We start from the raw sequence: 6,531 nt of genomic DNA, 5'->3' as shown, positions 1-6,531 counted from the left end.
TCACCGATTTCACCACACTCATCAATGGGTTGACCTAGAACGTTCATGATACGTCCTAGTGTTGCCGTACCCACTGGTACTTCAATAGGGCGGCCTGTATTTTCTACAGACAAACCACGACGTAAGCCATCAGAAGTACCCATTGCGATACCACGCACAACACCGCCACCAAGTTGCTGCTGAACTTCCAGTACTAACGTACCTTTTTCTTTCGCATCAACATGTAGGGCATCATATACTTTGGGTACAGAGTCCTGTGGAAACTCTACGTCGACTACTGCACCAATGATCTGGACGATCTTACCTGTAGCCATCGTTAATCCTCTAAACTTATTAATTCTTTGCCTTAAACAGCAGATGCACCAGAAACGATTTCTGATAATTCTTGTGTGATCGCTGCCTGACGGGCTTTGTTGTACACAAGTTGCAAGTCATCGATAAGATCACCTGCATTATCTGTTGCAGCTTTCATTGCTACCATTCGTGCCGCTTGCTCACTGGCAAGGTTTTCAACCACCCCTTGATACACTTGTGATTCAACATAGCGAACCAATAAAGCATCAAGTAGAGGTTTAGGCTCGGGCTCATAAATATAATCCCAAGAATGATTGCGCTGCATCTCTTCGTCTTCTGACTTAGGCAAAGGCAACAATTGATCAATCACCGGTTGTTGCACCATGGTATTTACAAACTTGTTGTATACCAGATACAAACGATCTAATTGACCTTCATCATATTTCTTTAGCATTACGCCAACTGTACCGATCAGCTCGTCAACCGTTGGTGAATCACCAAGGCCTGAAACCTGAGCCGTTACGTTACCGCCGTAGTTGTTAAAAAAGGCTGTTGCTTTCGCACCAATTAGCGCAAGATCAACTTCCGCACCTTTTTCAGTCCAAGTCTGAACATTATTAATGGCTTGTTTGAACAAGTTAATATTCAAACCACCACACAGACCACGGTCAGTAGAAACAATGATGTAACCGACGCGCTTGGCTTCACGCTCTTCGAGATAAGGATGTTTATACTCAAGGCTACCAAGGGCGAGGTGACCGATCACTTTGCGCATAGTTTGTGCATATGGACGTGATGACTCCATCGCTTCTTGCGTTTTACGCATTTTTGAAGCAGCCACCATTTCCATCGCTTTGGTGATCTTCTGTGTATTTTGAACACTGCCGATCTTGTTACGAATCTCTTTTGCGCTGGCCATCGTCACTCTCCGTTAGAAGGTGATCGCTAAGCGATCACCTACCAATTACCAAGTTTGGGTCGCTTTGAAATCTTGCAGCAGTTTCGAGAACTGCGCTTCGATCTCATCGTTGTAAGCACCCGTTTTATCAATTTGAGCTACTAACTCAGCAAATTGACCTTTGGCAAATGAAAGCAACGCAGCTTCGAAATCAGCTAGTTTGGCAATTTCAACATCGCCTAAGAAACCTTTTTCGGCAGCAAAAATAACAATAGCTTGCTCAAATACAGACATTGGCGAGTATTGCTTTTGCTTCATCAACTCAGTCACTTTTTGGCCGTGATCAAGTTGCTTCTTGGTTGCATCATCAAGGTCTGACGAGAACTGAGCAAACGCTGCTAGTTCACGGTACTGTGCTAGGGCTGTACGAATACCACCAGAAAGCTTCTTGATAACTTTAGTTTGGGCAGCACCACCTACACGCGATACAGAAATACCTGGATCAACCGCAGGACGAATACCCGCATTGAACAGTTCTGTTTGTAGGAAGATTTGACCATCGGTGATAGAGATAACGTTAGTCGGTACGAATGCCGACACGTCACCAGCTTGGGTTTCAATGATAGGTAACGCGGTTAAAGAACCTGTTTTACCTGTCACTTCACCGTTCGTAAATTTCTCAACATAGTGCGCACTAACACGTGATGCACGCTCAAGAAGACGAGAGTGAAGGTAGAAAACATCACCTGGGAATGCTTCACGACCCGGTGGGCGTTTTAGCAATAGTGAGATTTGACGATAAGCAACGGCTTGTTTAGACAAGTCATCGTATACGATCAGTGCATCTTCGCCACGGTCACGGAAATATTCACCCATTGCACAACCTGAGTAAGGTGCAAGGTATTGTAATGCTGCCGCTTCAGAAGCAGATGCAACCACAACAATGGTGTTTTCCAATGCGCCGTGCTCTTCAAGTTTACGAACCACGTTCGCAATCGTTGAAGCTTTCTGGCCAATAGCCACATACACAGAGTAGATACCAGAATTTTTCTGGTTGATGATGGCATCGATAGCCATCGCGGTTTTACCCGTTTGACGGTCACCGATAATCAGCTCACGCTGACCACGACCGATAGGAATCATCGCATCCACTGCTTTGTAACCAGTTTGTACTGGTTGATCAACAGATTTACGATCGATTACACCCGGTGCAATTACTTCAACAGGAGAGAATGTCTCTGTTTCAATTGAACCTTTACCATCAATAGGCTGACCTAGGGTGTTAACAACACGCCCAAGTAGTGCCGGGCCAACAGGTACTTCAAGAATACGACCAGTACCCGTTACCTTCATGCCTTCTTGTAGCGAAGCATAAGGACCCATAACTACCGCACCAACAGAGTCTCGCTCAAGGTTAAGTGCTAAAGCGAACAGACCGCCAGGTAGTTCAATCATTTCACCTTGCATTACGTCAGCAAGGCCATGGATTCGAATAATACCATCGCTTACAGAAACGATAGTACCTTCGTTACGCGCTTCACTTACAACATTGAAGTTTTCAATACGTTGTTTGATCAGTGCGCTAATTTCCGTGGAATTAAGTTGCATGCTCCAATTCCCCAAATCAAGACAGCAAAGTATCGCTCAGACGGTTCAATTTTCCCCGTACAGAGTTATCGATAACAAGGTCTCCAGCTCTAATTACGACCCCAGCAATCAGGGTCTCGTCTACACTGCAGGTCAACATCACTTTACGTGCTAAACGCTGCTCAAGTTTGGCGCTGATCGCATCTAACTGGCTTTCATCAAGAGCAATGGCAGAGATCACCATAGCTTCGATAGTTTTTTCATGCTCATGTTTCATTAGCATGAATTCACCACAGACATCAGGTAGCGCATTGAGGCGTCCATTTACAGCCATCACTTTAATTAAGTTATGGCCGAATTCGTCGAGTTGCTCACCGCACACTGAAACAAAAATTTCAGCGAGCTTGTCAGCGGCATAGCCACTATCAAGAATATCTTGCATAGTGTCATTGGTTGCCACAGCGCCAGCAAAAGTTAGCATTTCTGCCCACTGTGCTAGTTCGCCTTTCTCGACCGCAAAGTCAAATGCTGCTTTAGCGTAGGGGCGTGCGATAGTAGTCATATCCGACATGTGCTTGCCCCTTTAATTACAGTTCTGCAGTGAGTTCGTTAAGAATATCAGTTTGCGCTTCCATATCGATGGAGCGACCAATGATCTTCTCAGCGCCAATCACAGCTAGAGTTGCAACTTGTTTTCTTAACTCATCACGAGCACGATTACGTTCAGCTTCAATTTCAGCCAGACCTTGAGCAAGAATCTTCTCACGCTCAGCTTGGGCTTCAATTTTCGCATCGTCGACAATTTGAGCTTTACGCTTATTTGCCTGTTCAATCAGCTCACTCGCGGCGCGTTTCGCTTCTTTCAATTGATCAGAAGCATTAGCTTGTGCAAGGTTCAGGTCTTTGGCAGCGCGATCTGCTGCTGCCAAACCGTCAGCAATTTTTTTCTGACGTTCTTCAATCGCTTCCATAATTGGCGGCCATACATATTTCATGCAGAACACGACAAAGAAGAAGAAAGCGATAGCCTGACCCAGCAAAGTTGCATTCATATTCACAACGCATCTCCTTAAAAAGGGTTGCTAGGGTCCATTTACTCTGGAGTCAGCCTTCTTGAGAAAGGCTGATCACAGCGGTTTATTAGCCAGCTAATTGGCCAACAAATGGGTTTGCGAATGTGAATAGCAACGCGATTACGATACCGATCATTGGAACGGCATCCAATAGACCTGCGATGATGAACATCTTAACTTGCAGCATTGGCGCCATTTCAGGTTGACGTGCAGCGCCTTCAAGGAATTTACCACCAAGAATTGCGAAGCCGATCGCTGTACCAAGGGAAGCAAGACCTACAATAATGCCCACGGCAATTGCAGAAAAGCTTAGTAAAGTTTCCATCACTATCTCCAGTTTATAGTTGTCGGCTAAAGTGCCAATAAAAAATCTAAAATTTACAAATAATCGTTAATGATTGTCTTCATGTGCCTGAGACAGGTACACAATAGTTAACATCATGAATACGAATGCTTGAATTGTAATGACCAGGATGTGGAAAATAGCCCACGGTACCGAGCCTAGCCATTGAGCCCACCACGGCATCAACGCCGCAATAAGGATAAACACCACTTCACCAGCAAACATGTTACCGAATAATCGCATACCTAAAGAAATTGGCTTCGCAATCAGCGATACCACTTCAAGTAGTAAGTTAAATGGAATCATTACTGGGTGATTGAACGGGTGAAGAGCCAGTTCTTTTGCAAAGCCGAGTAGACCTTTCACTTTGATGCTGTAGTAAATCATCAATGCGAATACACCTAACGCCATTGCCATAGTGATGTTAACGTCAGCACTTGGAACCACTTTCAAATAAGGAATTCCAACACTTTGTGCGGCATACGGAAGAAAATCAATAGGCACAAGGTCCATGATGTTCATCAGTAAAATCCAACAGAAAATGGTTAGTGCTAACGGAGCAACAAGTGGATTGCGACCATGGAAAGTATCTTTAACGTTGGTATCAACGAATTCAACCACCATTTCCACAAAACATTGTAACTTACTTGGAACTCCTGATGACGCCTGCTTTGCTACCTTACGAAATACCCATAAAAAGAATAATCCGGTTAAGACAGAAAAAATAAGGCTGTCGATATTTACCGTCCAGAAACTACCTTCACTCGCTAAACCAAGCTTATCAGTCGATAAGTTCGTTAAGTGGTGGGTGATGTAGCTTGACGGCGTTAGCGCTTCACCTGGCGCAGCCATAACTCATCCTATTTGTTGTTGTTAATGAATAAAACCGGTCCAAAAATATTAATACCAAGGACCAGCAAATAGGTTAGTTGGAGGGGAACAAGTTCCACCCCTTTATACAGGTAAGCTGCGGCAAAAAGGATGACTGTAATGAGGATTTTAAGCACTTCTCCGCCATAAAATGACGCCATGACTAATCGTGCCTTCCTGGCACCACTGTACATAAACGCACACATAGCAAACACGGTATTGGCAATTATAAAAATACCACCACCGATAAGTGCAGAGATTCCCCAGTCAATATTGACAGCGAAAACTGCCGTTAATGCCGTAACTACTACGACGCCAGATTGTAGTAACAGCAACCGCTTTGCCAATTGGCGTCCCGGTTTCACTAGCGCCGATACCATGTATTCGTTCCTCGAGTCCATTCCACGACACATGAGTGCAGGGGAAATACAGCGAAAATTATACGGCTGAATAGATTGAATGCAATCTTATTGCAGCAAAAAAACATTTATATTTTACAACAAAATAACCCAACAACTTTCACATAATGCTTGAATTAAAAATTCCCGCGACTAGATCACAAATCGTGACCAAGCATTGCAAGGATTTGCGTTAGTTTATCTTGTTGGTCAAAATTAATAACAATTTTGCCTTTACCATTTTTATTTTGGTTTACGGCAACTTTAGTACCAAAACGCTCGCTCAAACTTAGTTGCAATGCCACCGTTTGAGGTTGAGGTGCTAACTTCGCAGGCGTTTCAGTTGGATTTAATAATGTTTTTACTAGCTTTTCAGCCTCACGCACAGTTAACAACTTATTGATGATAATTTGTGCTGCAGCTAACTGTTGTTGCTCATCTAAGGCCAATAAAGCCCTTGCGTGACCCATTTCTAGTTGTTTTTGCTCAACCAATTGTTTGACAGCATCAGATAATTGGTTCAATCGCAATAAATTAGAAACCGCGGCACGAGATTTACCCACCGCATCGGCAACTTGTTGATGAGTTAATGAAAACTCGTGCTGTAAACGTTCTAAAGCACGCGCTTCTTCAATCGCATTAAGATCTTCACGTTGAATATTTTCAATCAACGCAATCGCCACCGTAGCACGATCATCAACATTCTTAATAATACAGGGAACAACCTGCAGTCCCGCTTGACGAGCTGCTTGCCAACGACGCTCACCCGCTATAATTTCATAACTTTGGCTATCAATACGACGTACAACAATCGGTTGAATCACCCCTTGAGCACGAATCGAATCCGCTAATTCTGTTAACGCATCAGCAGCCATTGCTTTACGAGGCTGATATTGACCTGATTTAAGTGCGGTAACTGCAATCTGGCGTAATTCACCATCAACGGCAGCCTGTTGTGATGCATTGTCATCACTTTGCTGTTTTTTAGCTTGAGCAACATTGCTGGTGGCTAATAGGGCATCAAGGCCTTTGCCCAAGCCTCGTTTATTGAAATTCATGGAAAACCTT

At 44.0% G+C, this 6,531-nt stretch carries 8 protein-coding genes and 1 pseudogene; all 9 read right to left on the bottom strand.

Annotation, left to right across the window (positions count from 1 at the left end; translation table 11 throughout):
- Positions 1-314: pseudogene (locus Q0V26_RS17625) on the bottom strand (F0F1 ATP synthase subunit beta); the annotation flags it as partial.
- Positions 315-346: 32 nt separating this feature from the next.
- On the bottom strand, positions 347-1,213 hold the full coding sequence (gene atpG, locus Q0V26_RS17620; protein WP_297486260.1) for a F0F1 ATP synthase subunit gamma: 867 nt from the start codon (positions 1,211-1,213) through the stop codon (positions 347-349).
- Positions 1,214-1,258: 45 nt separating this feature from the next.
- Positions 1,259-2,800, bottom strand: coding sequence for a F0F1 ATP synthase subunit alpha (gene atpA / locus Q0V26_RS17615; protein WP_297486257.1), 1,542 nt, complete (start codon positions 2,798-2,800; stop codon positions 1,259-1,261).
- Between the two features lie 16 nt (positions 2,801-2,816).
- On the bottom strand, positions 2,817-3,350 hold the full coding sequence (gene atpH, locus Q0V26_RS17610; RefSeq protein ID WP_080176182.1) for a F0F1 ATP synthase subunit delta: 534 nt from the start codon (positions 3,348-3,350) through the stop codon (positions 2,817-2,819).
- A gap of 16 nt (positions 3,351-3,366) precedes the next feature.
- The gene (gene atpF, locus Q0V26_RS17605) at positions 3,367-3,837 is read right to left on the bottom strand and encodes a F0F1 ATP synthase subunit B (RefSeq protein WP_080159059.1); all 471 of its coding nucleotides are present in this window, start codon (positions 3,835-3,837) and stop codon (positions 3,367-3,369) included.
- Between the two features lie 82 nt (positions 3,838-3,919).
- Entirely contained in the window at positions 3,920-4,177 is a 258-nt protein-coding gene (gene atpE / locus Q0V26_RS17600) for a F0F1 ATP synthase subunit C (protein ID WP_012551447.1), read from the bottom strand.
- Between the two features lie 66 nt (positions 4,178-4,243).
- The gene (gene atpB, locus Q0V26_RS17595) at positions 4,244-5,047 is read right to left on the bottom strand and encodes a F0F1 ATP synthase subunit A (RefSeq protein WP_297486247.1); all 804 of its coding nucleotides are present in this window, start codon (positions 5,045-5,047) and stop codon (positions 4,244-4,246) included.
- An 8-nt stretch (positions 5,048-5,055) separates the two neighbouring features.
- On the bottom strand, positions 5,056-5,445 hold the full coding sequence (locus tag Q0V26_RS17590) for a F0F1 ATP synthase subunit I (protein ID WP_297486262.1): 390 nt from the start codon (positions 5,443-5,445) through the stop codon (positions 5,056-5,058).
- 176 nt (positions 5,446-5,621) lie between these two features.
- Positions 5,622-6,521 (bottom strand): ParB/RepB/Spo0J family partition protein, encoded by a 900-nt coding sequence (locus tag Q0V26_RS17585; protein ID WP_297486246.1) that lies wholly within the window; start codon positions 6,519-6,521, stop codon positions 5,622-5,624.
- Positions 6,522-6,531: the final 10 nt, after the last annotated feature.

Source organism: uncultured Photobacterium sp. (assembly GCF_947039875.1).
Taxonomy (GTDB): Bacteria; Pseudomonadota; Gammaproteobacteria; order Enterobacterales; family Vibrionaceae; genus Photobacterium.
The sequence above is the reverse complement of the archived record's forward strand: the minus strand, read 5'-3'. Positions and strand labels throughout refer to the sequence as shown.